Raw genomic sequence first — 2,599 nt, forward strand, 5'->3', positions numbered from 1 at the left:
TAGTGTTTCGGTGGTCATAGCGTGAGGGAAACGCCCGGTTACATTCCGAACCCGGAAGCTAAGCCTCACAGCGCCGATGGTACTGCAGGGGGGACCCTGTGGGAGAGTAGGACGCCGCCGAACTATTTTTGAATGGGAAACCCCCGCACCGGGATACGGTGCGGGGGTTTTCTGCGTTCAGGGGTACTTCCTTTTCCGTCAGAGGCGGCCGGCCGCTTTCAGGGACAGGTATGCGTCCGCCAGAGCGGGGGGCAGTTCTGTGGGTGTTGCGTCTACGACTGTGACGCCGTGCCGGATGAGTTGTTCTGCTGTGCGGTGGCGTTCCGCGTTGGCCTGGGCGGCTGCTGCTGCGTCGTAGACGGCCTCGGTTGTTCCTCGGGCGTTGGCCATCTGCTCGATGTGAGGGTCGGCGACCGATGCCAGCAGGACCTTATGGCGCTGGGTGAGGCGGGAGAGTACCGGGAGCAGGCCCTCCTCGATGGGGGCCGCGTCGAGGCTGGTCAGCAGCACGATCAAGGATCCGCGGTTGGCGGTGCGGAGGGCTGTTGAGGTCAGGCCACGGGCGTCTGTTTCGACGAGCTCCGGTTCCAGCGTGGCCAGGGCGTTGACGACCGACGGGAGGACGTCGCCCGCGGCCTTTCCCTTGACCAGGGCGCGTACCCGGCGGTCGTAAGCGAGGAGGTCCACGCGGTCGCCTGCCCGGGAGGCCAGGGCGGTGAGGAGCAGGGCGGTGTCCATTGAGGCGTCCAGGCGGGGGGCGTCGCCGACTCGGCCCGCTGAGGTGCGGCCGGTGTCGAGGACCAGCAGGATGTGGCGGTCCCGTTCCGGGCGCCAGGTGCGGATGGCGACGGTGGACTGGCGGGCGGTGGCGCGCCAGTCGATGGAGCGGGTGTCGTCGCCGGGGACGTAGTCGCGAAGGCTGTCGAATTCCGTGCCCTGACCGCGGGTCAGCACGCTGGTGCGGCCGTCGAGTTCGCGGAGGCGGGCCAGCTTGGAGGGGAGGTGCTTCCGGCTGGTGAAAGGGGGCAGGACCCGGAGTGTCCAGGGGACTTTGTGGCTGCCCTGGCGGGTGAGGAGTCCCAGAGGGCCGTACGAGCGGATGGTGACGCGGTCGGACTGGTGGTCGCCTCGGCGGGTGGGGCGCAGGCGTGTGGTGAGGCGGCGGCGCTCGCCCGGAGGGATCGTCAGCCGGTGGCGGGACGCCTCGACTTCGGTGCCGGGCTGCCAGCTGCTGGGCGGCCATGCGTCGCGGAGCTGGGCGCGCAGTGGGCGGCCGGAGGGGTTGGTGACGGTCAGGTCGACGTCGGCGGTCTCGCCGAGGCGTACGGAGGTGTTGCCCGCGCGGGTCAGGCCGAGGCGGCGTACGGGGGCGGCGAGGGCGAAGTCGCAGGCGCAGGCCAGGGCCAGGGGGGTGTTGACGGCGAGGATGCCGGTCCAGCTGGGGTCCCAGAGCCCTACGGGGAGGCTGCCCAGGGCCGCCAGGAGGGCGGTGCGTCCGGTGAGGGCCATCAGCGGGGGACCGGGACGTGGGCGAGGATCGCGTTGATGACGGAGTCGGCCGTCACGCCCTCCATCTCGGCCTCGGGGCGGAGTTGGACGCGGTGGCGGAGTGTGGGGAGGGCGAGGGCCTTCACGTCGTCGGGGATGACGTAGTCGCGGCCCGTCAGCCAGGCCCAGGCGCGGGCCGTCGAGAGGAGCGCCGTGGCGCCTCGGGGGGAGACGCCCAGGGTGAGGGACGGGGACTCGCGGGTGGCGCGGCAGATGTCCACCACGTAGGCGGTGATCTCGGGGGAGATCGATGTCTTGGCGACCGCGGTGCGGGCTGCCTCCAGGTCCGCGGGGCCCGCCACGGGGCGTACGCCGGCGGCGTGCAGGTCGCGGGGGTTGAAGCCCTCGGCGTGACGGGTGAGGACGTTGATCTCGTCCTGGCGGGAGGGGAGGGGGACCGTCAATTTGAGGAGGAAGCGGTCCAGTTGGGCTTCGGGGAGGGGGTACGTGCCCTCGTACTCGACGGGGTTCTGGGTGGCCGCGACCAGGAAGGGCTCGGGGAGCGGGCGCGGCGTGCCGTCGACCGTGACCTGGCGTTCCTCCATCGCTTCGAGGAGGGAGGACTGGGTCTTGGGCGGGGTGCGGTTGATCTCGTCGGCGAGCAGGAGGTTGGTGAAGACCGGGCCCGGCTGGAACGAGAACTCGGTGGTGCGGGCGTCGTAGATGAGGGAGCCGGTGATGTCACTCGGCATCAGGTCGGGGGTGAACTGGACGCGTTTGGTGTCGAGTTCGAGGGATGCGGCGAGGGCGCGTACGAGCAGGGTTTTCGCCACTCCGGGGACGCCTTCGAGGAGGACGTGGCCGCGGCAGAGGAGGGCCACGACGAGGCCCGTCACCGCGGGGTCCTGGCCGACCACGGCCTTGGAGATCTCGGTGCGCAGGGACTCCAGGGAGGAGCGGGCGCTGCCGGAGCTCCCGGCGTTGTCAGTGGTCGGGTCCATCATGAAGAACGTACCTCTCTTTCGAGGGCGTCGAGTTGGTCGGCGAGGGCGATCAGGGCTGCGTCGTTGGCGGGGGGTTGGCCGAAGAGGAGGGGGAGCAGGTCCTGGCC

General features: G+C 70.5%; 2 protein-coding genes and 1 rRNA gene. 1 reads left to right on the forward strand and 2 read right to left on the reverse strand.

Annotated features, from left to right (window positions below; genetic code table 11):
• Positions 1–6 precede the first annotated feature (6 nt).
• Positions 7–123, forward strand: a 5S ribosomal RNA gene (gene rrf / locus E2651_RS42540).
• 75 nt (positions 124–198) lie between these two features.
• Here the strand turns inward: rrf and E2651_RS42545 are convergent.
• Positions 199–1,509: a DUF58 domain-containing protein gene (locus E2651_RS42545; RefSeq protein ID WP_135336618.1), complete on the reverse strand. Its 1,311-nt coding sequence runs from the start codon at positions 1,507–1,509 to the stop codon at positions 199–201.
• Positions 1,509–2,489 carry a MoxR family ATPase gene (locus E2651_RS42550; RefSeq protein WP_135336619.1) on the reverse strand — a complete coding sequence of 327 codons (981 nt, stop codon included), beginning with the start codon at positions 2,487–2,489 and terminating at the stop codon, positions 1,509–1,511. Before E2651_RS42550 ends, E2651_RS42545 begins: the two co-directional genes overlap by 1 nt.
• Between the last annotated feature and the right edge of the window lie 110 nt (positions 2,490–2,599).

This window comes from Streptomyces sp. MZ04 (genome assembly GCF_004684775.1).
Lineage (GTDB): Bacteria > Actinomycetota > Actinomycetes > Streptomycetales > Streptomycetaceae > Streptomyces.

Excerpts from the sequence above, each read along its gene's own strand:
- E2651_RS42545 (WP_135336618.1), bottom strand. The coding sequence starts at position 1,509 with ATGGCCCTCACCGGACGCACCGCCCTCCTGGCGGCCCTGGGCAGCCTC.
- E2651_RS42550 (WP_135336619.1), bottom strand. The coding sequence starts at position 2,489 with ATGGACCCGACCACTGACAACGCCGGGAGCTCCGGCAGCGCCCGCTCC.